This is a genomic window from Tessaracoccus oleiagri, assembly GCF_900103275.1.
GTDB classification, from domain to species: Bacteria; Actinomycetota; Actinomycetes; order Propionibacteriales; family Propionibacteriaceae; genus Arachnia; species Arachnia oleiagri.
The window spans coordinates 260,463-285,055 of the sequence record NZ_FNGP01000001.1; the positions used below are offsets into that span (position 1 = coordinate 260,463).

20 protein-coding genes and 1 tRNA gene are annotated in these 24,593 nt (G+C 70.6%); 12 read left to right on the forward strand and 9 right to left on the reverse strand.

Annotated elements, in window-relative coordinates:
- Positions 1–5: 5 nt before the first annotated feature.
- A tRNA-Ser gene (locus BLR46_RS01145) sits at positions 6–93 on the reverse strand.
- 87 nt (positions 94–180) lie between these two features.
- On the opposite strand from BLR46_RS01145, the gene BLR46_RS01150 reads away from it, so the two are divergent.
- From BLR46_RS01150 to BLR46_RS01185, 8 genes are all read left to right on the forward strand, one after another.
- The gene (locus tag BLR46_RS01150) at positions 181–1,830 is read left to right on the forward strand and encodes a SulP family inorganic anion transporter (protein ID WP_093248136.1); all 1,650 of its coding nucleotides are present in this window, start codon (positions 181–183) and stop codon (positions 1,828–1,830) included.
- Positions 1,831–1,928: 98 nt separating this feature from the next.
- Positions 1,929–2,780 (forward strand): pseudouridine synthase, encoded by an 852-nt coding sequence (locus BLR46_RS01155; RefSeq protein ID WP_218118327.1) that lies wholly within the window; start codon positions 1,929–1,931, stop codon positions 2,778–2,780.
- Between the two features lie 48 nt (positions 2,781–2,828).
- Positions 2,829–3,800: an NAD(P)H-quinone oxidoreductase gene (locus BLR46_RS01160; RefSeq protein ID WP_093248141.1), complete on the forward strand. Its 972-nt coding sequence runs from the start codon at positions 2,829–2,831 to the stop codon at positions 3,798–3,800.
- A gap of 32 nt (positions 3,801–3,832) precedes the next feature.
- Positions 3,833–5,320, forward strand: coding sequence for a M15 family metallopeptidase (locus BLR46_RS01165; protein WP_143008161.1), 1,488 nt, complete (start codon positions 3,833–3,835; stop codon positions 5,318–5,320).
- A complete protein-coding gene (locus BLR46_RS01170) occupies positions 5,320–6,042 on the forward strand; it encodes a hypothetical protein (protein ID WP_093248145.1) in 723 nt (240 codons plus the stop codon). Before BLR46_RS01165 ends, BLR46_RS01170 begins: the two co-directional genes overlap by 1 nt.
- A gap of 29 nt (positions 6,043–6,071) precedes the next feature.
- A complete protein-coding gene (gene argG / locus BLR46_RS01175; RefSeq protein WP_093248147.1) occupies positions 6,072–7,496 on the forward strand; it encodes an argininosuccinate synthase in 1,425 nt (474 codons plus the stop codon).
- A gap of 114 nt (positions 7,497–7,610) precedes the next feature.
- Entirely contained in the window at positions 7,611–9,086 is a 1,476-nt protein-coding gene (locus BLR46_RS15375; RefSeq protein WP_245701435.1) for a L,D-transpeptidase, read from the forward strand.
- Between the two features lie 172 nt (positions 9,087–9,258).
- Positions 9,259–10,488 carry an aggregation-promoting factor C-terminal-like domain-containing protein gene (locus tag BLR46_RS01185; RefSeq protein ID WP_093248149.1) on the forward strand — a complete coding sequence of 410 codons (1,230 nt, stop codon included), beginning with the start codon at positions 9,259–9,261 and terminating at the stop codon, positions 10,486–10,488.
- A gap of 61 nt (positions 10,489–10,549) precedes the next feature.
- Here the strand turns inward: BLR46_RS01185 and BLR46_RS01190 are convergent, their stop codons facing one another.
- Both BLR46_RS01190 and BLR46_RS01195 read right to left on the reverse strand, forming a co-directional pair.
- Positions 10,550–11,917, reverse strand: coding sequence for a cytidylyltransferase domain-containing protein (locus BLR46_RS01190; RefSeq protein ID WP_093248151.1), 1,368 nt, complete (start codon positions 11,915–11,917; stop codon positions 10,550–10,552).
- Between the two features lie 9 nt (positions 11,918–11,926).
- The gene (locus BLR46_RS01195; protein ID WP_143008162.1) at positions 11,927–12,937 is read right to left on the reverse strand and encodes a PseG/SpsG family protein; all 1,011 of its coding nucleotides are present in this window, start codon (positions 12,935–12,937) and stop codon (positions 11,927–11,929) included.
- A 92-nt stretch (positions 12,938–13,029) separates the two neighbouring features.
- Here BLR46_RS01195 and pseB point away from each other — a divergent pair, with 92 nt between their 5' ends.
- Positions 13,030–14,013: a UDP-N-acetylglucosamine 4,6-dehydratase (inverting) gene (gene pseB, locus BLR46_RS01200; protein WP_093248155.1), complete on the forward strand. Its 984-nt coding sequence runs from the start codon at positions 13,030–13,032 to the stop codon at positions 14,011–14,013.
- Between the two features lie 7 nt (positions 14,014–14,020).
- Positions 14,021–15,145, forward strand: a complete 1,125-nt coding sequence (locus tag BLR46_RS01205) for a DegT/DnrJ/EryC1/StrS family aminotransferase (RefSeq protein ID WP_093248167.1) — start codon at positions 14,021–14,023, stop codon at positions 15,143–15,145.
- A 6-nt stretch (positions 15,146–15,151) separates the two neighbouring features.
- Here the strand turns inward: BLR46_RS01205 and BLR46_RS01210 are convergent, their stop codons facing one another.
- Both BLR46_RS01210 and BLR46_RS01215 read right to left on the reverse strand, forming a co-directional pair.
- Entirely contained in the window at positions 15,152–17,221 is a 2,070-nt protein-coding gene (locus BLR46_RS01210) for a glycosyltransferase (RefSeq protein ID WP_093248177.1), read from the reverse strand.
- Positions 17,222–17,228: 7 nt separating this feature from the next.
- Entirely contained in the window at positions 17,229–18,308 is a 1,080-nt protein-coding gene (locus BLR46_RS01215) for a glycosyltransferase family 2 protein (RefSeq protein ID WP_093248179.1), read from the reverse strand.
- A 112-nt stretch (positions 18,309–18,420) separates the two neighbouring features.
- Between BLR46_RS01215 and BLR46_RS01220 the strand changes: the two genes are divergently transcribed.
- Both BLR46_RS01220 and BLR46_RS01225 read left to right on the forward strand, forming a co-directional pair.
- The gene (locus BLR46_RS01220; protein ID WP_093248185.1) at positions 18,421–19,239 is read left to right on the forward strand and encodes a hypothetical protein; all 819 of its coding nucleotides are present in this window, start codon (positions 18,421–18,423) and stop codon (positions 19,237–19,239) included.
- Positions 19,232–20,692: a hypothetical protein gene (locus BLR46_RS01225; RefSeq protein WP_093248187.1), complete on the forward strand. Its 1,461-nt coding sequence runs from the start codon at positions 19,232–19,234 to the stop codon at positions 20,690–20,692. Before BLR46_RS01220 ends, BLR46_RS01225 begins: the two co-directional genes overlap by 8 nt.
- Positions 20,693–20,764: 72 nt before the next feature.
- On the opposite strand, the gene pseI is transcribed toward BLR46_RS01225, so the two are convergent.
- The 4 genes from pseI to BLR46_RS01245 form a co-directional block, all read right to left on the reverse strand.
- A complete protein-coding gene (pseI, locus tag BLR46_RS01230) occupies positions 20,765–21,817 on the reverse strand; it encodes a pseudaminic acid synthase (RefSeq protein ID WP_093248203.1) in 1,053 nt (350 codons plus the stop codon).
- A 2-nt stretch (positions 21,818–21,819) separates the two neighbouring features.
- On the reverse strand, positions 21,820–22,311 hold the full coding sequence (locus BLR46_RS01235) for a GNAT family N-acetyltransferase (RefSeq protein WP_093248205.1): 492 nt from the start codon (positions 22,309–22,311) through the stop codon (positions 21,820–21,822).
- Positions 22,312–22,362: 51 nt separating this feature from the next.
- A complete protein-coding gene (locus BLR46_RS01240) occupies positions 22,363–23,559 on the reverse strand; it encodes a hypothetical protein (RefSeq protein WP_143008163.1) in 1,197 nt (398 codons plus the stop codon).
- Between the two features lie 127 nt (positions 23,560–23,686).
- Positions 23,687–24,562: an SDR family oxidoreductase gene (locus BLR46_RS01245; RefSeq protein ID WP_093248209.1), complete on the reverse strand. Its 876-nt coding sequence runs from the start codon at positions 24,560–24,562 to the stop codon at positions 23,687–23,689.
- Between the last annotated feature and the right edge of the window lie 31 nt (positions 24,563–24,593).

Below are 24,593 nucleotides of genomic sequence, written 5' to 3' on the forward strand. Positions count from 1 at the left end.
CGGGCTGGCGGCGAGGGTGGGATTCGAACCCACGGAGGCTTGCGCCTCGGCCGCTTTCAAGGCGGCTGCACTAGTCCACTATGCGACCCCGCCGTGGTGGCCCAAGCGTAGCGCAGGGCGTATCCTCGCGCGAAGGAGGGACTTTTCCCTCCCTTTGCCATGCCCTGATCTGGAGGTTTGGTGCGTTCCCCCGACGTGCGTGTGTTGACCCTGCTGCCGAGTCCCGCCGACTATGCGGAGCTCCCGCGCAGCTGGCCCAAGGACCTCCTGGCGGGCGTCACCGTCGGAATCGTGGCGCTCCCGCTGGCGCTGGCGTTCGCGATCAGCTCGGGGGCCGCACCCGAGGCGGGGCTCGTCACCGCGATCGTGGCGGGCTTCGTGGCCGCGGTGTTCGGCGGGTCGCACGTGCAGGTCTCGGGGCCGACGGGCGCGATGGTCGTGGTGCTGGCGCCGATCGCCGCCCTGCACGGGCCGGCTGCGCTGCCGCTCGTGGCGATCATGGCGGGAATCATCGTCGTGGTGGGTGGAGTCCTGCGCTTCGGCCGCGCAGTGTCCTTCATCCCCTGGCCGGTGATCGAGGGCTTCACGCTCGGCATCGGCGTCATCATCTTCCTCCAGCAGGTGCCCACCGCGCTGGGCACGGTGCCCGGCGAGTCGCGCAACGCCTTCGTCGCGGCGGTGCAGTCGCTGGGGACGGTCGAGTGGCCGGGGGTGGCTTGGGCGCTGGGTTCGGTGGCGGTCGTCGTCGCGATCATGATGCTGACGCCGCGCATCCATCCGCAGATCCCGGGGTCCATCATCGCGATCATCGTCGTCACCACCGTCGTGGAGCTCACCGGCGCCCCGGTCGCCCGGATCGGCGAGCTGCCCGAGTCGCTGCCCGCCCCCGCGCTCCCCGGCTTCGACCTCGCGCTCCTGCAGTCCCTCGTGGTCCCCGCGTTCACCGTCGCAGCCCTGGCTGCGATCGAGTCGTTGCTGAGCGCCCGCGTCGCCTCCGGCATCTCCGACACGGGCCGCTACGACGGCGACCGCGAGCTCGTCGGACAGGGCCTCGCCTCCGTCGCCTCCGGACTGTTCGGCGGTATGCCCGCCACCGGCGCCATCGCCCGCACCGCGGTCAACATCCGCGCCGGCGCCCGCACCCGGGCGGCCGCCGTGGTGCACGCGCTGTTCCTCGCGGGGGTCGTCTACTTCCTCGCGGACGCGGTCTCCCGCATCCCCCTCGTCGCGCTCGCCGGTGTCCTGATCGTCACGGCCATCAACATGATCGACGTGGAGACCGCCAAGGACGTCATCGGCGCCTCCCGCTCCGACGCACTGATCTTCACCCTCACCGCGCTGGTGACCGTCTCCTTCGATCTCATCATCGCCGTCGGCATCGGCATCGCCGCCACCGCGTTCTTCGCCCTGCGCGCGCTGTCGCGCATGTCGAGGGTGGAGCGCGAGCCGCTGCCGGTCGAGCCGCTACCGGGCGACGAGCGCATCGCCCTGCTCCGCCTCGACGGCGCCATGTTCTTCGGCGTCGGCGACCGCATCCTCGCCCGCCTCGAGGACATGAACAAGGACGTCCGCGTGGTGATCATCCGGATGTCGCAGCTGCAGTTCATGGACTCCTCCGGCGCCCGCGTGCTCGCCGAGCTCGTGACGACGCTGGAGCGCCGCGGCATCACCGTGCTGGTCAAGGGCATCCAGTCCCGCCACCAGCGGCTCGCGATGCATGGCGGCGTCGTCGCCTCGCTCCGCCACCGCAACCACCTCTTCACCGCCATGAGCGACGCGATCGCCCACGCCCGCAGCCACGTCGCGCGGGAGACCGCGGACATCACCTGATGCCGCCGAAGTCACCGCTGCCGCCGCGGCACGGGCTCCAGGCGGCGTGGGTCCGGACCCCGGACCGCGACCCGCACAACGCGCTCCCCTGGCCGACGATGCGCGACTTCCTGCTCGACAAGCTCGGCCCCGCCCGCGACTTCGTCGACGCCATGCTCGAGCGCGGCGAATTCGTCGACGAGCGCGGCCGGCCCTGGACCGGGCGCGAGGTCTACCGGCCGCACACCTTCGTCTGGTTCCACCGCGAACTGCGCGACGAGGCGGAGGTCCCCGGCGAACTGACCGTCATCCACCGCGACGACCGCATCGTGGTGCTCGACAAGCCCCACTTCCTGTCGACGATCCCGCGGGGCCGGCACGTGGTCCAGTCGGCGGTGGTCAAGGCCCGGAGGATGCTCGACCTGCCGGAGCTCTCGACCGCCCACCGGCTCGACCGCGGCACGGCCGGCGTCCTGCTGATGACCACCGAGCAGCGCTGGCGCGCCGCCTACCACTCGATCTTCCGGCAGCCCACGACGCGGAAGGTCTACGAGGTGGTCGCCCCCGTGGACCCGCGGCTACGGTTCCCGGTCCGCGTCTCGTCGCACCTCACCAAGGAGGTGGGGGTGCTGCAGGCGGAGCGGTTGGAGCGCGAGCCGAATGCGCACACCGACATCCACCTCCTCGAGGAGCGCGGCGGGTGGGGCCGCTACGAGGCGCGGCCGGTCACCGGCAAGACGCACCAGATCCGCATGCACTTCCTGGAGCTCGGGATCCCGCTGCACAACGATCCGCTCTACCCGGAGGTCCGGCCGACGCCTATCGACGACTTCTCGGCACCGCTCGGGCTGCTGGCGCGCGAGCTCCACTTCGTCGATCCCGTCGACGGCACCGAGCGCCACTTCGTGAGTCCCAGGCACCTCCCCTGGCCCACGACGCCGGCGCCGGCCCGGGACGAGCGCGCCGAATAGCCCGGCAACGGCTCCGGGCGGGCCGGGCGATGTGGCACTGTGGGGCGCATGAAGGCAGTACTCGTACACGAACCCGGGGACGCGTCGGCCCTGACCATCGGCGAGGCACCCAAGCCGTCGCCCGGCCCCGGGGAGGTCCTGGTCCGCACCGTCGCGGCCGGCGTCAACCGCGCGGACATCCTTCAGCGGCAGGGCCACTACCCGCCGCCGAAGGGCACCACCGACATCATCGGGCTCGAGGCCTCCGGCGTCGTCGAAGAGGTCGGCGACGGCGTCGAGCGCTGGCGGGTGGGCGACGAGGTCGTCGCCCTGCTGAGCGGCGGCGGTTACGCCGAGTACTTCGTCGCCCCCGAGGGCCAGCTCATCTCCCCTCCCCCGGGCGTCGACCTCGTCACCGCGGCCGGCGTGCTGGAAGTGGCGGCCACGGTGGTGAGCAACCTCGACCTCGCCGAGCTCAAGCCCGGGGAGACCTTCCTCGTCCACGGCGGCTCCGGCGGCATCGGCACGTTCGCCACGCAGTATGCCAAGGCGTTGGGGGCGCGGGTGGCGTCCACCGGCGGCAGCGAGGCGAAGCTGGCGCACAGCCGTGCACACGGCGCCGACATCGTCCTCGACTACCACGACGACTGGCCCACCCAGCTCCGCGAGGCCACCGAGGGCCGCGGGGCCGACGTGATCCTCTGCGTCATCGGCGCGAAGTACCTCGAGGCCAACGTCAAGGCGCTCAACCGGCGCGGGCGGCTCGTGGTCATCGGCCTGCAGGGCGGCGTCAAGGGCACGCTCAACGTCGGACTCCTGCTCAGCAAGCAGGGGACCGTCAGCGCCACGTCGCTCCGGTTCCGGCCGGCCGAGGAGAAGGCCGAGATCTGCGCGAAGGTCGAGCGCCAGGTGTGGCCGATGCTGCGCTCGGGCCGGGTGAAGCCGTCCCCGGAGACGCGCATCCCGTTCGCCGAGGTGCGCCGAGCCCACGAACTGCTTGAGTCGGGCGAGAACGTCGGGAAGATCATCCTCGAGATGTGAGCCAACCCCGATCTCGTCGCCGAGAGGACACGATGCGTAGAACATTCCTGGCTGCTGCCCTGACCGCCGTCGCGATGGGCACGCTGAGCTTGCCGACGCATGCGGAGGAGGAGCCGACGCCGTCCCCGTCGCCCAGCGCTTCGCCGTCCGAGGGCGCGTCGGTGGAGAGCCCGGCACCGGAGCCCACGGCGAGCCCGAGCGCTGTCCCCAGCCCCGAGCCGACGGTGGGCCCGTCCCCCGAGCAGGACGCGAGCCCCACGCCCAGCCTCTTCGAGCCCTCTGCAGAGAGCCCCGCTCCGTCGCCAGAGGCCGACCCCTCTCCCGCGCCGGCGGCGGAACCGCAGGAGGCACCGGCGGTGGTGCCCACCGTGGAAGCGGCGGCCGACGCCGTCGCACCCCTGTCCGTGCCCCCGCCCCCCACCGCCCACAGCGCCGGGATCAAGCTCGTCGGCCTCGACACGTACACGTGGGGCCGGTTCCAGACCACCGAGCCGCTGACGGTGTGGACGGAGGTCCTCCTCCCCACCGGCTGGTCCACGTCGCAGATCCGCACCACCGACGCGACCGGCTATTTCACCATCCCGCTCACCTACGGCTCCACCACCCCCGGCACCTACCGCTGGCGGGTCGCCGGCAGCTACCCGGGCGGCCAGGTCGTGCGCAGCGGTGAGTTCGAGCTCTGGCGGCTCGCCCGCCCGACCGTCGCCACCGCCGGCAGCAAGGCCGTGGGCCTCACCACCTACGCCTGGGGACGGTTCGACGTGCGGGAGCCCGTGACCGTGCGGACCCAGGTGCTCCTCCCGTCGGGGTGGTCCACGTCGCAGATCCGCACCACGGACGCCACCGGCTACTACGCCATCCCGCTCACCTACGGCGCGACGACGCCCGGCACCTACCGCTGGCGCGTGACCGCCACCTACGAGCCGGGCGGCAACGTCAGCACGGCCGAGACGACGCTCACACGCGTGGCCGCGGCGGCCCCGTCGATCACCCGCACGACGACGGCCGAGGTGTCGGGGTACTGGACGAGCAGCTGCCCCGTCGAGCCCTCCCGACTGAGCACCATCCGCATCAACCACTGGGACTACTCGGGCAACATCCGCCGCGGCGAGATCATCGTCCGCGACGACCTCGCGTCGCAGGTGTCGGCGGTGCTGCAGCAGTCGTTCGACGCCCGGTTCCCGTTCGCCCAGATGCGGCTGCCGTCGGTGTGGGGCGGCGACGACATCAAGATGATGGCCGCGAACGACACGTCGGGCTTCAACTGCCGGAAGGTCGTCGGCAACCCGTACGCCTGGTCGCCGCACGCCTACGGCATCGCTGTCGACATCAACCCGCGCGAGAACCCCTACCGCGACCCGTCCGGCACCTGGTACCCCAACGCGACCTACGCCTACAGCCGGCCCGCCGGGGTGACCGGGATGCTGTACTCGACGAGCACCCCGGTGCGCGCCTTCCAGGCCCGCGGCTGGCGCTGGGAGAGTGGTTGGGACTGGCACCACTTCCAGAAGGTGTCCTGATGCGACGGGTCGCCGCGGCCCTCGCCGTGGTGGTGCTCGCCGGGTGCGCGCCCTCCGAGGCGCCCGCCCCATCGCCGTCGCCGACCGCGACCAGCGCCACGCCGGCCGACACGCCGGACCCAGCGCCATCGACGGAGCCGACGAGCCCGTCGCCCTCCCCCACCGCGACCGCCGAGCCGGTGCCCGACCCGCAACTGCCCACCGGGCCCGCGGACACGTCGACGGGCGGCCTCGACGAGTCCGTGCTGCCGGTCCCCGAGGGCTGGGAGCGGGTCGCGAAGGAGGGCTCCGCCGACGAGGGGTTCTTCGGCAATGGCACTTGGGTGCACGCCGTCGACCCGGTCCTCCGCGGGGCCGGCACCCTCGCCGTCGGCTGCGACGACGCGCCCCCGGACCTCGCCGGCATGGTGCCCACCGCGGTCCTCGAGGGCACGCTCGAGCGCGAGGGCGCACCGGGCATCGTGCTCGCCATGGAATTCGCCGACGAGGACGCCGCGGCCCGCTACTTCGAGGAGTACAAGCGGCAGGTCGGGCTGTGCGAGGGCACCGTCGTGGAGCAGCTGGGCGAGACGTCGCGGACCTGGTTCGGGCGACGGGACCTGGGGCAGACCTGGTCGGAGGCCGCGGCGCTGAACGGCGACCGCGCGACATTCATCATCCTCCAGTCGGACATCGACGACCAGCTGCTCGAGGGGATCTCAAACGCACTTCTGGAGGGCTGAACCAGGGCGGCATCCGTTAGGGTGACCCTGTGTCCAAGGTTCTGTTCTCCCTGCCCGTCGGCGAGCGCGTCGGCATCGCATTCTCCGGTGGTCTCGACACCTCGGTAGCGGTCGCCTGGATGCGCGAGGCCGGGGCGATCCCCTGCACCTACACCGCCGACATCGGCCAGTACGACGAGCCGGACATCGAGTCCGTGCCCGGCCGCGCCTCCCAGTACGGGGCCGAGATCGCGCGCCTGGTCGACGCCAAGTCGGCACTCGTCGAAGAGGGGCTCTCCGCGCTCGCCTGCGGAGCGTTCCACATCCGCTCCGCCGGCCGCGCCTACTTCAACACCACCCCGATCGGGCGTGCCGTCACCGGGACCCTGCTGGTCCGGGCGATGGCCGACGACGACGTGATGATCTGGGGCGACGGCTCCACCTACAAGGGCAACGACATCGAGCGGTTCTACCGCTACGGGCTGCTGGCCAACCCGCAGCTGCGCATCTACAAGCCGTGGCTCGACGAGGCGTTCGTCACCGAGCTCGGCGGCCGGGACGAGATGAGCCAGTGGCTCACCGAGCGCGGCCTGCCCTACCGCGACTCCAAGGAGAAGGCGTACTCCACCGACGCCAACATCTGGGGCGCGACCCACGAGGCCAAGACGCTCGAGGCGCTCGACGTGTCGCTCGAGACCGTCGAGCCGATCATGGGCGTGAAGTACTGGGACCCGTCGGTGCGGATCGACACCGAGGACGTCACCGTCAGCTTCGAGCGCGGCCGCCCCGTCGCGATCAACGGCAAGCGCTACGACGACGCGGTCGCCCTCGTGATGGAGGCCAACGCCATCGGCGGCCGCCACGGCCTGGGCATGAGCGACCAGATCGAGAACCGCATCATCGAGGCGAAGTCGCGCGGCATCTACGAGGCGCCCGGCATGGCACTGCTGTGGATCGCCTACGAGCGGCTGCTGTCAGCCATCCACAACGAGGACACGTTGGCGAACTACCGCAACGAGGGCCTCCGGCTGGGCCGTCTGCTGTACGAGGGCCGCTGGCTCGACCCCCAGTCGCTGATGCTGCGCGAGTCCATCCAGCGCTGGGTCGCCTCCGCGGTCACGGGCGACGTGGTCCTGCGCCTCCGTCGCGGCGACGACTACACCATCCTCGACACGCGCGGCCCGAACCTGACCTACCAGGCCGAGAAGCTGTCGATGGAGCGCGTGGAGGACGCGGCGTTCGGCCCCACCGACCGCATCGGCCAGCTCACGATGCGCAACCTCGACATCGCCGACTCCCGCGAGAAGCTCGAGCTGTACGCCGCTCAGGGCACCCTCGGCAGCGCGCACGCGAGCCTGATCGGTGAGGTAGAGGCGGGCGGCAAGGCGGCGATCGCGGAACTGGGCGCGAGCCCGGCCGACGACGAGATCGATGCGGCAGGCCTGCGTTCGGCCATGGATTCCGGCACCGACTGAGCTTTCCCACCCTCGACGCAACCAAACGACCACTTTCAATCGTATGGTTTGTGGGTCGACGCATCGCGATGCGATGCTGACCCGGATCGTGTTCCGTCAAGCGGGAAGTGACTCATGAGAACTGGACAGTTACGGGTAGCCGGCAGATACCGCCGCATCGCTGCGGCGGCTGCCGTCTCCCTGGCGTTGATCGCCACCACGGCACCCGCCTCGCTGGCGGAGGAGACCGCTGCACCGACGCCGGAGCCGACGGCCTCCGTGTCGCCCACGGCCGGCGTCTCGCCGAAGGCGGTCGAGGAGCCGACCCTCACGGAGGAGCCGACCGCCCCGTCGTCGCCGTCCGCCGAGGCCGAGCCCCCCGTCGAGGAGCCCCCGGCCCCGACTCCCACCTGCGTGGTCACGGCGGCGTCGGCCGAGGTCAAGGCCCCCGGCTACGCCACCAACCTCTGGGGCAGCGTCCGGGACTGCTCGGCGGGCACGATCGTCGCCGAAGCAAGGGTGGGCACCGGCTGGGTCCGCGTCGGGGCCGTCACCACCACCGGCACGGGCAGCTACGTCATCCGGCTCTCTGGCCAGACCGACATCGCCGGCACCTACCAGCTGAGGGCGGTCATCAACGGCACCGCCTCCGACACCACCACGCTCACCCGACTGGGTCGGCCCACGGTGGCGTCCGCCAACCAGAAGCTCGTCGGGCTCACGACGTACACCTGGGGACGGTTCGACACCGACCGCAGCCTCGAGACCTGGACCGAGGTGCTCCTCGGCAGCAAGTGGTCGCGTTCCCAGACCCGCACCAGCACGTCGGACGGCTCGTTCACGATCCCCCTGACCTACGGAGCCACCACCCCCGGCACCTATCGCTGGCGCGTCGCCGCCCGCTACCCGGATGGCTCGGTCGTGCGCACCAGCGAGTTCACCCTGCGCCGCCTGGCCCTGCCCACCGCCACGAGCGCCGGCACCAAGCCCGTCGGGCAGACCACCTACGCGTGGGGCCGGTTCGACGCCGGCCCCGGCATCAGCGCGTGGACCGAGGTCTACGTGGGCGGCAAGTGGTCGAAGTCGCAGGTGACGCGCACGGACAGCACGGGAAGCTACACGCTGCCGCTGACCTACGGCACGAACGTGCAGGGCACCTACCGCTTCCGCGTAGTCGGCCAGTACGCCGACGGCACCATCGCCCGCTCGCGGGAGTTCACGCTCACGCGGACGGCGCTCGGCCTCGACAGCCGGTGCCTCACCGGGCGTGTGATGTGCGCCTCCAAGACCACCAACACGATGCACTGGATGATCGACGGCCGCATCATCGAGACCGTCGAGGTGCGCTTCGGCCGGGTCGGCATGGAGACGCGCGAGGGCCAGTTCCAGGTGGGCTGGAAGTCGCGCTACCACGTGTCAAGCATCTACGGCACCCCGATGCCGTGGGCCATGTTCTTCAGCGGCGGCCAGGCCGTGCACTACTCCGCCGATTTCATGAGCAACGGCTACATCGGCGGCTCGGCCGGCTGCATCAACGTCCGGGACGCCGTCACGCTCGACCGGATCTACAACCAGGTGCGCGTCGGGGACAAGGTCGTCGTCTACTGGTGAGCGGTCGCTGAAACCCGTCCTGAAGTGGGCGTTCCCTCCGGGGAGCGCCCACTTTTGCGTGCGCCGGGACGCCCTCGCGGGACGGCCCTGAGAAAAGAGTGTTTGGAAATTCAAGATCCACGTGTAATCCTGAGGAATCACTGAGAAGTCTTAGGAAATTTGAAGGATCCTTATGAAGCCCTCCCAGCGCCTCCGCGCGGCGACGATGACGCTCATCATGGCGGCCACGAGCGCCTCCCTCATGCCCCTCGACGCAGCCGCAGCCCCCGCACCGACGGTCAACCACGTTTCCGTGAAGCCGGCCGGTGAGCACACGAACGCCTGGGGCACCTTCGCCGGCGGCGCCAACATCACGGTGTGGACCGAAGTGAAACTGAGCTCGGGTGCATGGTCGCGCTCGCAGGTGGGCACCACCGACTCCAGCGGCTACTACGTGCTGCCCCTCACCTACGGATTCGGCTCCGCGGGCTCATACGAGTTCCGCGTGGGCGGCCAGTACGCCGACGGCACGGTCGCCTACACCGGGTCGTTCACGCTCACGCGCATCGGAGAGCCGGACGTCTCCAGTGCCGGCGAGCGCCACGTCGGTGTGACCTCCTACGCCTGGGGCGGCACCTCAGACCCCGGCAGCGTCCAGACCTGGACCGAGGTGGAGGTCGGCGGCGACTGGTCGGTGTCCCAGATCACCACACCTGACGCCTCCGGCGGCTACGTCCTCCCCCTGACCTACGGCACCAACACCGCGGGCACCTACACCTTCCGCGTCGGCAGCCGCCACGAGTCCGGCGCCGTCGCGTACTCCGACCCGTTCGACTTCGTCCGCTTCGGCGGTCAGGCCACCGCGAACTCCGCCGGTTCCAAGGTCGTGGGCGCCACCACGTACGCGTGGGGCACGTTCAAGGACGGCGGCGGCATCGAGGTGTGGACCGAGGTCCAGACCGGCTCCGGCACCTGGTCGCGGTCACAGACCACGCGGGCCGACGGCACGGGCGCCTACACGCTCCCCTTGACCTACGGCGCCGACACCGCCGGCAGCTACACGTTCCGCGTCGCCGGTCGCTACTCGGACGGCCACATCGCACGCACCAACTCCTTCACGCTGACGCGCACCGCGCCGACGCTGAGCGGCGGCAAGTACGACTGGCTGAGCGCGGCCGGCGTCCCCCAGAGCCAGTGGCAGTACGCCGACTACATCGTCTCGCGCGAGTCCGGGTGGAACCCGCGCGCCGTGAACCCCTACTCCGGCGCGTGCGGCCTGCCGCAGGCCTACCCGTGCTCCAAGCTCGGCTCCAACTGGGACGACCCGGTGCACGCCCTCAAGTGGCAGTACAGCTACGTGAGCTCGCGCTACGGTGGCTACCAGGGCGCCTACAACTTCTGGACGCGCAACGGCTGGTACTGATCAGTCGCGACGGAAACGGGTGCCGGTCGATTCGACCGGCACCCGTTTCGTCTTGCGTGGCTCAGACGACGGCGAGCAGCGAGGTGAGCTCGCGGACGTTGCGCGGCGACACCGCGACCGCATCGATCACGCCGCTGCGCATGACGGTCCCGACCTCGTAGGGGTCCTCGTGCTCCGCCAGGACCATCGTGACCCGGCCCGCCGCGGACCATTCACCCAAGGGTCCAGTCAGGTCGTCGCCCATCCTGGCGGCCACCACGTCGATGAGCGGTGCCGAGTCCGGGGTCAGCTCGCAACCGGGCGCGAGCATGATGCCGAGCTCGCTCACGATCCCGCGTTCGCGGTATGCCTGCAACACGTCGAGTAGCCCCTGGCCGTCACCGCACTCGACGTCGGAGCAGTCCAGCAACACCGTGCGGATTCCCGACGCCCCACCCTCCGCCCGGGTCTTCTCGATCAGGTACCGGAGGTGGTCCGCGGGGGCCTCCTCGTCGCGCAGCGGCGGCAGGACGAGCGAGACGCCCATGCGCTTGTTGAGCATCGGCAGCAGACCGGCCGCGACGATCAGCGCGTCCTCGGGGGTGGAGATGACGTCGCTGATGCCGGCCTCCACCGCGCGGGTGAAGACCTCGCGGATGCCCCAACCGGGCCTGGTGGCGTCGCTCTCGCTGAGCCCGATGTTCGTCACCGAGAGGATCAGCGACGTGAGCCGCCGCGACGCCTTCGGCACCTCCTTGGCGATGGGGCCGAGCGACTTCACCTGCCCGACGAGGCTGTCCATGAGGTCCGCCCAGTGCACGTCGACCGGGTCGGCGAACCCGTCGAACAGCCGGGCCACCCGGGTGAAGTCGTGGAGGCAGTCCACCGTCGCCCGGTAGACGGCCGGGTACCCCGGGTTGCGCTGAGGGGCGAAGAGCAGCTCGTCGGTGTGCCGCCGGATCCAGGGGGTGACGTGCTCGCGGTCGTAGGCGTCCGTCGCCTCCCGACCGGCCCTGCGCAGCATCCCGACGCTGAAGACCTCGACGCCGAGGCCCTCGGGGACCACGTCGATGTCCACGCGCCCGTACTCCCGCCCACTCTCGTCCATGGCGTCCATGAGCTCCTGCACGAGCGCGGCGTCGGTCACCGGGTTGTCGCCGGTGAGGCGGACGACGCGATCGCGGTCGTCCATGTCGCTGGTGGCGGTGAGGAAGCGCGACAGCACGTCGTCGAGCGAACCCCGGATCACGCGGATGCCGGTGGGCTCCAGTTGGGCCGCGATCCGGTCGTCGTAGGACTCGACGCTCGTGGCCACGACCACGCCGAAACCGGTCCGCGACGCGCGACGCGCGACGAGCTCGATCAGCGGCATGCCGCCCACCGTCATCAACGCCTTGCCGGGCAATCGGGACGAGGACAGCCTGGACTGGATGACGACTCGCGTGCGCATGGCGTCACACTACCGCCGCACCAGCCGCTCGATCGCGTCGACGACCCGCACGCGACCGTCGCCGTCGACGAGCCGCCGCCCGCCCTCGCTGAGCTGCGCGCGCCAGCCGGCGTCCTCGACGAGCCGGGCGAGCGCCGACCGGGCCGCGTCACGGGCGGCGTCGTTGTGCCGGAGGCGGTCGAGCTGCCCCACTGCGACGGCGAGCTCGCTCGTCGCGGCCTCGTAGGCGATCACCTGGTTGTCGACGACGCACACGAGCCCGGTGGGGATGCCGAGGCAGGCGAACTCCCAGACGCTCGACCCCGCGGCACTCACGACGAAGTCGCAGGTCAGCGCGAGCCCGGGGAGGTCGTCCTGCGTGCCGACGACCTCCAGGGACTGGCCCGCAACCACCGGGATCGCCTCGAGTTCGGCCCTGCGCTCCGGCGATGCGGCCACCGCCACCACGTGCATCGGCAGGCCCGTCGACGCCAGCAGTTCGACGGCGACCGGGCAGCCACCGAACGGGTCACTGCCGCCGAACACGACGAGCACCCGCGGCGGGTCGCTGTGGGCGCGCGCCACGTCGCGCCTCGACCGCACCACGTCGCGCAGCAGCACGTACTCCGGCCCGACGAGCCAGTTCGCCAGGCCGGGATCCTCTGAGCCGAGGTTCTGGTCGACGTAGAGGTCCGCGTCCTGGTGGCGCCCGAAGTCGCCGTCGACCATCGCGGCCACGGGTAGCCCCGACGCGCGCAGGGCCTCGCCGAGCTCGGCCGGGAACGGGTACCCGTCGATCATGACTGCGTCGACGGCGTCGGCGCGCACCTGGGCCGCGAAGTCGTACTCGGGGGTCACGAACTCCAGTCCGAGACGAGCGACGAGGCGCCCGGCCCACTCCACGTCGCTCTCGCCGTAGAAGGTGGCATGGTGCCCGCGGGCCTGCAGCTCCTCCGCAAGGGCGGTCTGCCGGACGAGGTGCCCGGTCCCCCCTCGCGCCGTGGCGTCGCAGCGGATTCCGACGTGGAGGGACTCGCTCACCGAAGGGTTCATAGCTCCAAATGGTAAGGTGCCCAGATGGCGGGAGGTGCGAACCGACCGTTCGACCCAATCGTCCCTCCATAGGAGCTTTCGTGAGCCTGCTCGAAGATTCGTCGATCCTCATCACTGGCGGCACCGGCTCGTTCGGCAAGGCGTTCATCAGTCGCCTGTTGCAGGATGTCAATCCTCGCCGGATCGTCGTGTTCAGCCGTGACGAGCTCAAGCAGTACGAAGTCCGGCAGATGTTCAACGACGACCCCCGCCTCCGCTGGTTCATCGGCGACATCCGCGACGAGCACCGCCTGAGCCGCGCGATGACCGGCGTCGACTACGTCGTGCACGCCGCCGCGCTCAAGCAGGTCGACACCGCCGAGTACAACCCCGGCGAGTTCATCAAGACCAACGTGCTGGGGTCGCAGAACGTCATCGAGGCCTCCATGGACGCCGGCGTGAAGAAGGTCGTCGCGCTCTCGACGGACAAGGCGTCGTCGCCGATCAACCTCTACGGCGCCACCAAGCTGACCGCCGACAAGCTCTTCATCTCGGGCAACCACTACGCCGCCGCCTACCCGACGCGGTTCTCCGTCGTCCGTTACGGCAACGTCATGGGCTCCCGCGGCTCGGTCATCCCGTTCTTCCGCCGCCTGGCGGCCGAGGGCAAGTCGCTGCCCATCACCGACTTCCGGATGACCCGCTTCTTCATCACGCTGCCTCAGGCCGTCCAGTTCGTGCTCGACAGCTTCGAGCTGATGCAGGGCGGTGAGCTGTACGTGCCGCGCATCCCCTCGATGCGCATCACCGACCTCGCCCAGGCCGTCGCGCCGGGCGCCGAGATGCACGAGATCGGCCTCCGCCCCGGCGAGAAGCTGCATGAGGAGATGATCTCCGCCGAGGAGGGCCGCCGCGCGCTGCAGATCAGCGAGGACCGCTACGTCCTGCAGCCCGACCTCGCCACCTGGGGCTACAAGGCCCCCGAGGGCAAGCCCGTCCCGGACGGCTTCCACTACACGTCCGACCGGAACGACCTCTGGTTCACCGGCGAAGAGATGATCAACATCCTCGCGACGGAGGTCTGACACGTCGATGCTGCCCTACGGTCGCCAGTCCATCAACGAGGCCGACGTCGAGGCGGTCAGCGAAGTCCTGCGCGGTGAGTGGCTCACCACCGGACCCTACGTCGCGCGCTTCGAGGAGGAGCTGGAGAAGTTCACCGGCGCCGCCCGCGTGGTGAGCTGCACGTCGGGCACCGCCGCGCTGCACATCGCCTACGCCGCCGCGGGCACCGGCCCGGGCGACGAGGTGATCACCACCCCGATGACGTTCGTCGCCACCGCCTCCGGCGCCCTCGCGACCGGCGCGAAGGTCGTCTTCGCCGACATCGACGAGACCGCCAACATCGATCCCGCGGCCGTCGAGGCGGCGGTCACCCCGGCGACGAAGATCATCGCCGGCGTGGACTACGCCGGGCAGCCCGTCGAAATCGACCGCCTCAACGAGATCGCGCACGCCAACGGCGCGCTGACCGTCGAGGACGCTGCGCACTCGATCGGGTCGCTGGTCGACGGACGGCCGATCGGCTCCGTCGCCGACCTCACCACGTTCTCCTTCTTCCCGACGAAGAACATGACCACCGCAGAGGGAGGCGCCGTCGCGACGCTCGACGAGGACCTCGGCCGACGCGCCCACGAGTTCCACTTCATCGGGCTCGTCCGCGACCGCGAACGCATGCGCTACCCCGACGAGGGGCCCTGGCACCAGGAGGTCCACGAGTGGGGCCTCAACTACCGCCTCTCCGACGTGCACGCCGCCCTCGGCATCTCGCAGCTGGCCAGGCTCGAGCAGTTCAAGAAGCGCCGGCGTGAGATCTTCGACCGCTACCAGCGCGAACTGGCCGGCATCGACGGCGTGGAGGTCCACAGGATCCGCGACGGGGTGGACCCGATCTGGCACCTCTACCCTGCCCGGATCCTCGGCGGCCGGCGGCGCGAGGTGTTCGAGAAGATGCGGGAGCGCGGGATCGGCGTCCAGGTCAACTACCTGCCCGTCTACTGGCACCCGCTGTTCGAGGATCTCGGCTACAAGCGCGGCATGTGCCCGAACGCCGAGCGGTTCTACTCCGAGCAGCTGTCCCTGCCGTTGTTCGCCGACCTCACCGACGACGACCAGACCCGCGTCATAGAGACGCTGGCCGAGGTGCTCGCCTCCTGAGCCGGCTCACCAGCGGGGCAGGTGGTCCTTGAGCTGGTGCGACAGCTCGGCCGTGCCGGTGCGTGAACGGTGGAGCGCCACGACGTGCTCGCTCCACACCAGCGGCGTCTCGGTGAAGTCGCGCAACACCAGTGGCGTGATGCCCGTCCGCTCCAGTGAGCGCTGAAGCCTCGCCTGGAGGCCGCCCTCGTCGGCGTCGTCGTCCTCGGTCTCGTCCGTCCCGGCGGCGACGTCCGTCGTGAGCTCGCCGGGTGTGACCGGAACCGCGCTCCCTCCCGTCGCCTCCTCGTCCTTCGCGCCGGTGACCTCGCTCACCAGGCGCGCAGCGTCCAGCCCGCCCGGCTGCAGCTTCGCGGCCGCCTCCGGTTCGAGGGCGACGATGTCCCGGAAGGCTCGACCGCTGACTGGGTCGTCGGCGGGATCGTTCAGCACCTGGTCCAGCTCGAAGGTGGCCACCCCGTCGATGGTCCTGCGGATGAGCGGCTTGCTCGGCGCGGGCCGGACGATCGCGACGCGCTGGTGCCGCGGATCGAGCCTCACACGCAGCTCGCCGTCCTCCAGTTCGAGGTCGACGAGGTAGTCCTCCGTGACGCGGCGGACCCAGGTGGAGGCCTCCGCCTTCGGTGCGTGCGAGATGACGCACCACTGGCCCGGCGCCACCTCGAACGGGAGCGGGTGCTTGTCGCGCGGCGAGTTCACCGCGCCGCGCCAGGTCGCGGGCGCGATTCGGGCGGTCACGACGAGCTGCAGCGGCTGGTCGGGCAGCGCCGCCACGGCGCTGTCGGGCAACTCGATCTCCACGGTCGCCCGCTGCCCATTGATGGCGACGACCCGGCTCTCGAGCGGCATGTCGCCCCGGCCGTCGCCGGCGAGCGCCGCGTCGAAGGTGGCCTTGTCCAGGAACACGCGCCGCATGTTGACCTCCACTTGGAAGGACGACGAGTGGTGCGCGCGGGAGACCTCCATCAGGCGGACCCTCAGCTTGCGCTCGCGCAGCTGGGGAAGCCTCAGTCGGGCGGAGGTGAGGACCCGAGCCACGGCGGGCAGGATGCCCAGCGACTTTCCGTGCGCGAGGCCGGTGAGGAGTTCGCGGTTGTTCTTGGTGACCCGCCACTGCGCGAGGAGACCGGCCGTAGCAGTGTCCCCGCGCCTGAGCGCGTGGTGGATGAGCCGGGAGATGGTCTCGGGGCCGTCGTCGACGGGGCTCAACCGCCTGGCGAGCCCCACTGCGAGTCGTTCGATCTCGGCCTTGTCCCCGGGGTCCTCCGCCTCGGGGATGGCGGTGGCGAGGGTGACGAGGTCGATGTCGATCATGTACGCGTGGATCAGGCGGCGGATCTCGCCGCCGGCCTTCTCGGCGGTGTCGAGGACCATGTCGGCCGACTTCACGCGGTCGTGGATGTTGTCGAGGTCGAGGGAGCGCTGGGTGATGGAGGTCTCCGACACCCGCTGGCGCCAGAGGTAGACCTTGTCGCTCAGCACGTCGACGCTGCGCGCGTCGATGTGGGCGCGAAGCGCGATCGGGTAGTCCTCGTAGCGCATGTGGGGGAACACGTAGTCGTGCTCGTTCCAGAAGCTCCGCCGGTAGACCTTGTTCCACAGCATGCGGTCGCGGATCAGCGTGGGCAGTTCACGGATGTGGGTCTTCATCCGGTTCTCGGCGAACACGTCCTTGTGCGTCCACGAGGGGACGTTGCCCTTGCCCTCGATGTACCGCCAGGCGTTGCCGGCGGCGATGTCCGAACCGGTGGCCTCGCAGCTGCCCACCAGGAGCTCGTAGGCCCGCGGGGGGACAAGGTCGTCGGGGTCCGCGAACGCGATGTACTTGCCGGTGGCGGCGGCCACGCCCGTGTTCCGGGCAGCGCCCACGCCGCCGTTCTCCTTGTGGATGGGCTTCACCCGCGGGTCGACGCGGGCATAGTCGTCGGCGATCTCACCGCTCTCGTCCGGGGAGCCGTCATCGACGACGATCACCTCCAGGTCCTCGAGCGTGCTGGCGAGGAGGGAGTCGAGGCAGGCGGGCAGGTACTCGCCCACACCATAGGTCGGAACGATGACGCTCAGAAGCGGTGCCATGATTCTCCTAGCTTAGGCGGGGCGGGTCGCGGCGCTCCACTGTATCGGGCGACGGCGACCCCGCGGCCCGGCTCGTCGCCGACGGCCCCGGGCGCCGCCCGGCGAGCACACCCCGGAGGTCGCGCCACCGCGTGAGTTGCGCCGCCGCCTCCGGCAGCCCCGCGCGCAGCAGACGGTAGACCACCTTCGAAAAGCGGGTGACGCCCGTGAAACGCGGGGCCACGCGTCGGGCGAACGCGACGGCCGCCACGCGGAGTTCCGCCCGGTCCCGGCCCGTCGCCGCGGCGATGGCGTGCGCGAGCGTGGTCATGTCGACTGCGACGAAGTGCGCGTGGACGAGGTCGCGGACCTGCTCGTCCTCCGACGCCACCATGTCCAGCACCATCTCGGCCGAGCTGATGCGGTCCCGGACGTTGTCCACGGACAGCGCCTGCTGCGTGATGGAGCCCTCGCCCGCGCGCTGGCGCCAGATGTACACGCGCCTGCTGAGCACGTCGACGCTGCGCGCGTCCAGGTGCGTGCGGATCGCCACCGGGTAGTCCTCGTAGCGCATGGCCGGGAACGTGTACCCGCCCTGCTCCCAGAAGCTGCGCCGGAAGACCTTGTTCCACACCATCCGGTCGCGCACGAGTGCCGGGAAGGCACGGAGGTGGGTCCGGGGCCGGTCCTCGTCGAACACGTCCTTGTGCACCCAGGAGGGGACGAGCCCCTCGTCGGGCAGCAGTCGCCACGCGTTGCCGGCGGCGAAGTCCGACCCCGTCACCTCCAGGCTGCCGACCAACGCCTCGTAGGCGTCCTCCGGCACGAGGTCGTCGCTGTCGGCGAAGGCGAGATACTTCCCCGTCGCTGCCCGGACGCCATCGTCGCGGGCCGGCCCGACCCCCTGATTGGGCGTGTGCAGCACCCGTACCCGGGAGTCGCGCTGCGCGTAGCGGTCGGCGATGGCGCCGGTCTCGTCGGGGGAACCATCGTCGACGACGACCACCTCGAGGTCGCGCAGCGTGCTGCCCAGGATGCTGTCCAGGCACGCCGGAAGGTACTCGGCCACGCGGTGGGCCGGGACGATGACGCTCAGCAGTGGCGGCATGGTGCTCCTGATGGGTGCGGCGGGAATGCCTGCTTCACCTTAACGAACGCCGCCCCCGGGCGCGGCTCGCGACGATGAGGGCCCCCGCCGGGCCCCCGCTACACTGGCGCCCATGGATTCCAGCAACCATTGGTACGGCCACGCCCACGCGCTGGCCCGGTGGTGCGGCTTCGACGAGGAGAATCCGCCCCCGGTGGAGGGTGTGATCCAGCACGGTTGGACCTTCGTCCATGGGTTCGGCGCCGCGCACAAGCCGCCGGTCGGCCGCCCGAAGCTCGCCTGGTCCGACGTGTGCCGGCGCCGCGGCGAGGCCATCGGCTGGTCCGACTACCTGGTGATCGGCGCCCCCTTCGCATACCTGGAGGCGATGGAGCCGGTGCCCGACGAGGAGCGCCACGGCACCATCTGGTACCCGTTCCACGGCACGGTCGACTTCGAGTCCGTCGAGGGCGACCACCAGGTGCTCATCGACCAGATCCGCGACGTCGAGGGCGACGACGTCACCGTCTGCCTCTACTACGTGGAATACGAGGACCCGACCGTCCGCCGGTTCTACGAGGAGTCCGGCTTCCGGGTCATCTGCCACGGCCACCGCGGCACCCTCTGGAAGGACACGGACCGCTTCTTCCTCCACAAGCAGCTTGCTGAGCTGCGCCGCCACAAGAAGGTGGCCTCCAACCGGTTGTCGACGGCGGTCTTCTACGGTGCGCTGACCGGCGCCGAGGTCGGCGTCTACGGCGACCCCATGGAGTTCCCCGCCGTCAAGGACGGCTTCGACGGGCAGCCCCTGTTCCAGGCCTGGTGGCCCTGGATGTTCGGCGAGAACGTCGACCGCGCGGCGGCGGAGGAACTCGCACGACTCGAACTCGGCGCGGATCTGCTCGTGCCGCCGGAAGAACTCGCACACCTCCTGGGATGGCAGCATGGCTAAGATCGTCAAACTCGAACACCCCGACAACGTCACCCTGATCGGTGGCGCCTCGCAGTTCTGGACGGACCGGCCGAAGCTGCTGCTGGACGCGGACTGGAGCGAGCTGCTGCTGCCGCAGGTCGCTGGGCGCACGCTGGTCGTCGGCTGGACCCCCACCGTCACGTTGGAGGCCCTGGCCGGGGCGGCCGACGAGCTGCACGTCCTCGTGCGCGGCATCGTCGACGCGTCTGCCATCGGCGAGGCGCTGCCGTCGGCGAAGGTGTGGTGCGGCGACCCGCGATCGCTGCTCGACCACGCGGAGGTCTTCGACACCGTCCTGTGCCTCGCCGACGCGAGCCGGGTGCTGCCGCTCGAGAGCGAGTCGCGCTCCTGGCGCGAGGTCGCCGACGACGTGCTGGCGCTCGGCCGCCCCGATGCCGCCGTAGTGATGTGGGTCGAGAACGACTTGGGCATCCACCGCCTGATCAGCCCCCACAACCCCCGCACCGAGCGCTCGGACAACGCCTGGAACGTCATGGCCACGTTCGACGAGTCCCGTCCCGTCTCGCTCGAGCAGTGTCGCGACGCGTTCGCCGGCTCGGCCGTGCACGTCACCTGGCCGTCGGCACAGCCGACCGTCCTCGCCGACCCCGGCTCCGTCGACGAGGCCACCCACGCCGCCTTCGCGCAGCGCGCCTGCGTCGCGCCCCTGCTGGGCCCCGATCCGGTCTACATCCTCGCCACGGCCGCCCGCGCCGGCCGCCTGGCCGACCACGCGTCGGGCTGGCTCGTCACGCGCGGGCTCCGCGCACCGCTCGAGGCGCCGCTGTACCTGGCCGAGAAGGGGGGCGTCGTCGCGCTCGACACCCGCCTCCCGGACGACGCCCGCTCCGCGTTCGTCGTCTTCGCCGAGCTCAGCGCTGCCCAGGACATGGCGGGCGTGCGCAAGTTCATCGCCGACTGGAGCGCGACCTTCGCCGGACCCTCAGCTCCCGGCACCGCCTCCCTCGGCCTGAACGTGGCACGCAGGAACGACGGGGGCGACTGGGAGTTCAGTCCCCTCGCGGCCGCCAGGACCGGCGGCGACGACCGGTGGGAGGCGCTGGGCGAACTCGTCGGGCTGATCCGGGGCCGCAACTGGCGGCACCTCTGGCCCGCCGGCTACAGCGACGCCCGGATCCTGAACCACCTCGGCATCATGGCCGGGCTGCACACAGTGAGCCCTGCACGGGCGGCCCAGCTCATCACGCCGGCCCCCGACGCGGCGGACCCGTTCTCCAAGCTCGACGTGCAGAGCCTCGTCGCGGCCATCGACCGCAACAACGAGACCATCCGCTCCCTGCGATCGCAGCTGTCGCTAGCCCAACTCGACCTCGAGCGGCTGCGCAACTCCTCCGGCACCTTCCGGACCCCTCGTCGCGTCCTCCGGATCGCCAAGCGGGCGGTGAAGAAGGCCGTCGGCTCCGGCAACTGACCCGAGACGAAAGATATGCGCCGCCCCGGTCCACGGGTGCGGCGCACGTCCTTCGTCGCGGTCAGCGGCGGGTCAGAGGAGGTCCCAAGTGAGCGGCGTGCCCTTCACCGCGTCGACGCGGAACTCGCGGCCCTCGACCTTCGTGAACTCGTCGGGCATCAGCCCGCCGGCGGGGCGGATGGAGCGGACGTTGTCCGGGCCGACCCTCTCCCCGGCCCGCACGTCGCGCGTCACGAACAGCGACCGGCGGAAGCGCAGACCCTCGCGCTCCGACTCCTTGGCGCCGATGCGCGCCTCGCCGAGCGCCAGGCGCGCGACGGCAGTCTCCCGGACCATGGCGGCCAGCTCGTCGGGCTCGAGCGAGAAGGCGGAGTCGACTCCGCCGTCGTTGCGCGACAGGGTCACGTGTTTCTCCACGAGCACCGCCCCGAACGCGACGGACGCGACCGGCACGCCGATGCCCATGGTGTGGTCCGACAGGCCGACGAGCGCGTCGAACGCGTTCGCCATCACTGGGATGGAGCGCAGGTTGGCGGAGGCGGGATCGGCCGGGTAGTCCGCGGTGCAGCTCAGGATGACGATCTGCTCGTTGCCGGTGGAGCGCGCAGCCTTGACCGCGTCGTCGATCTCGGCGATGGACGCCATGCCGGTGGAGATGATGACCGGCTTGCCCTGCTCGGCGATCTTGCGGATGAGCGGGAGGTCGACGATCTCGGAGCTGGCCACCTTGTACGCCGGCACCCCGAGGCTCTCGAGGAAGTCGACGGCGGTCGGGTCGAAGGGGCTGGAGAACGCGAGGATGCCCTTGTCGGCCGCGTGGGAGAACAGCGTCTCGTGCCACTCCCAGGGGGTGTGCGCCTCGTCGTACAGGTCGTAGAGGCGTCGGCCGCCCCAGAGCTCGTGGCCCTCCGAGAGCCGGAACGACGGGGTGTCCGCGTCGATCGTGATGGTGTCGGCGGTGTAGGTCTGCAGCTTCACGGCGTGCGCGCCGGCCTCCGCGGCCATCGTGACGATGTCCAGGGCGCGTTGCAGGTCGCCGTTGTGGTTGCCGCTCATCTCCGCGATGATGAACGGGTCGGCGTCGTGTCCGACGGGGACGCCGCCGATTGCGATGGAGTCAGCCATCGTCACTTCCCTTCGAAGATCTTGCGCGAGTGGATGACCTCGATGGTCGCGCCACCCACCTCGCGAGGGTACCGCTCGACCTCGACGAAGCCCTGGCGGCTGTTGAAGTCCACGGCGGATGCGTTGCTGGCGAGGGTCTCGCCGTCGAGCTGCGTGAGGCCCAGGACGTCGCGGGCGTACTTCACGGCCTCGCGCTGGATCGAGATCCAGGCGGGGAACATGGCGCCGCGTTCCTCAAGGCCGGCGTTGTCGAGGTAGTAGCCCCACCACGCCTTTCCGTCCTCGATGTCGAAGAACGTCACCACGCCGGACGGCAGGCCGTCGCGCTCGTAGATGAGGACCTCGCGGGTGGGGTCCACCTTCGTACGCTCCCACCAGCCGACGTGCTCCTCCGGGGTGATCACGTGCTGCGTCAGCGACACCCGGCGCACCTCGTCATGGTTGCGCCAGGCGCGCATGGCGTCGAGGTCCTCGTCGCGGGCCGGTCGAAGCATGGGTCTCCGTTCGTCGTCGGAGATCCCATGCTAGTCGACGCCGGCGCGCCGTCAGTAGCGGCGGAGCGTCGCCTCGACGGTGGAGAGGATGCCCTCGGGGTACTGCGCGACGACGCGCCAGCGGGTGGTGCCGGCGAGGTTCGAGCCGTAGGTCAGCGGGATGCTGTAGAAGCCCGAGTCGGTCGTCTTCGCGGTCTGGGAGCGGCTCCAGCCGTTCGAGGTCAGCACCTCGGTCCACACGGTCATCGGCTGGCCGGTGCCGTCGAAGCTTCCCCACACGTAGGTCTCCTCGCCGACGCGCTTGGCGCCCGCCGTGGAGATCGAGGGCGACTTCACACGACGGAACGAGAACTCGGGGGTCCGGAGCACGGTCTTGGAGTCGACGTCACCGGCGACGCGCCACCGGTAGACACCGGGAGTGCTCGCGCCGTAGGTGAGGGGGATGGTGTAGTTGCCGCTGCTGGTGGTGGTGGCGGTCTGCGAGCGCGACCACCCGCTCGGGGTCTGCACCTCGGTCCAGACCGCCGTGCGGACGCTCACGTCGAACCTGCCCCAGACGTAGGTGGTGGCGCCGAGTTCCTTGACGCCGGCCGAGGACGCCGTGGCCCTCTGGATGCGCTCGAGGATGAACGGGTCGGAGTAGAAGACCTGGCCGGAGGGGTAACGGCCGCCGACGCGCCACTGGTAGACGCCCGGGGTGTTCGCCCCGTACGTCAGCGGCATCGTGTAGCTCCCCTTGGCGTCGGTCGTGGTCTGCTGGGAGCGCGACCAGCCGTTGGGGGTGTTCACCTCGGTCCACACGGTCAACGGTGTGGTCGTGTCGAAGCGGCCCCAGGTGTAGGTGGTCTGGCCGACCGGCTTCCAGCCGGCGCTGTGGGCGGTGGGCCAGCTGATGATCGTGATGGGGGTCCAGGCGGTGGCGAGCGAGTCGACGCGGGCGCGGACGTCATAGTTGCCCAGGTCGCTGACACCCTCGAGGATGACGTTCTTCTCGCCGTCGACGACCGTGCCAAGGCTCACGCTGCGCGTGCTCGAGCTGGAGCGCACGTCGACGACGAGGCTGCCGCTGCCGCAGTCGGTCAGGGAGACGGTGATCTCCGGGACGGTCTCGACCTCGACGTAACGGTCGGTGGTCACCCCCACCTTGCAGTTGGGGCCCACCGCCTCCGCCTGGCCGGCGACGGTCGCGCCGCCCAGCCCGAGGGCGACGGCCAAGCCCGTCACGAATGCTGATCTGATCTTTCCCACGTTGCCCACTCCCGGTACTTTCGTGCCATCGATTCGGCTCCCATGGTCGCAAAAATGCGGGACGGATCAGCAACCAACACGCACCGCACCCGCAATCGTCGGACGCGGCGTCGAGTGGGGCCAGGCCTCAGCTGCTGCCGATCTGCAGCGCGTCCCAGACCGAGTCACGCAGCGTCCGGGTGGGCCTGCCCAGCAGCCGGCGGAGGTCACCGCTCGTGCGCGAGAACACGCCTTCGGACATCCGCAGGTCGGCGTCGACTATGATGTCCACCATGAACGGCGGCACGCCGGCGCCCGCGAGCACCTGGGCGTACTCCTCCGGGGACAACTGCCGGTAGACCACCGGCTTGTGCTCCATGATCTCGTCGGCCGTCGAAGCCAGCTCCTTGGGCGTCCAGGCGTCGTCGCCGGTCAGTTCGTACACCTCACCGCCGCGGACGTCGCTGGTCAGCACGGCGGCGGCGGCCTCCGCGAGGTCGGCACGGCTGGCCGAGGCGATGCGCGCGTCCTCGTCGGCAGCGCCGACGATCACGCCCTGGTCCACCGCGTACTGCAGGTTGCCGGTGAAGTTCTCCGTGTACCAACCGTTGCGCAGCAGCACCGTGGGCAGGCCGGAGTCGACGAGCGCCTGCTCCGTGTCGCGGTGGACCGGCGCGAGGATCAACGGGCTGTCGGGGGCGTCCACGAGCGACGTGTAGACGACGAGCCCCACGCCGGCCCGCTTGGCGGCGTCGACCACCGAGCGGTGCTGCGCGATCCGCACCTCGTTGGGCCCGTTCGCCGACACGAACATCAGCCGGTCGGCTCCCGCGAACGCGGCGGCGAGCGTCTCGGGGCGGTCGTAGTCGGCCTCACGCACCCCGACTCCCTGTGACGCCAGCGCCCCCGCACGCTCAGGGGCTCGCGCGGCGGCGACGATCTCGCCGGCGGGCACGCCGCGCTCGAGCAGGTGCTGGACGACTGCGTGGCCGAAGGGCCCGGTGGCTCCGGTGACAACGATCATGGTCTGCTCCTCATCGCTAGGGGTCCCTCCA